A 338-nucleotide genomic window follows, 5' to 3' on the forward strand; every position below is an offset into this window, starting at 1 on the left:
AAATTTCATCTGTTTTATCTTTTAATACTTTAAATGTAATATCATATTGGCCATCTACTAAATTTTTCGGATCAACTATTACTCTCGGGTTATTATTTCCACCTTGGTTGTTGTTTCCACCTTGGTTGTTGTTTCCACCTTGGTTGTCGTTTCCACCTTGGTTGTCGTTTCCGCCTTGGTTGTCGTTTCCGCCTTGGTTGTCGTTTCCGCCTTGGTTGTCGTTTCCGCCTTGGTTGTCGTTTCCACCTTGGTTCCCTAAAGCTTTAATACTGTCTTGATCAAATACAAATTGAACATCGTAGAAATGGTGATAATTCATTGAATCAATATCTACTTTT

Annotated in this window: 1 pseudogene; it reads right to left on the reverse strand. The window is 37.9% G+C overall.

The features are described 5' to 3' along the window. A pseudogene (locus MR160_RS34165) lies at positions 1 to 338 on the reverse strand (NEAT domain-containing protein); the annotation flags it as partial.

Source organism: Bacillus cereus group sp. BfR-BA-01382 (genome assembly GCF_022663475.1).
Lineage (GTDB): Bacteria > Bacillota > Bacilli > Bacillales > Bacillaceae_G > Bacillus_A > Bacillus_A thuringiensis_S.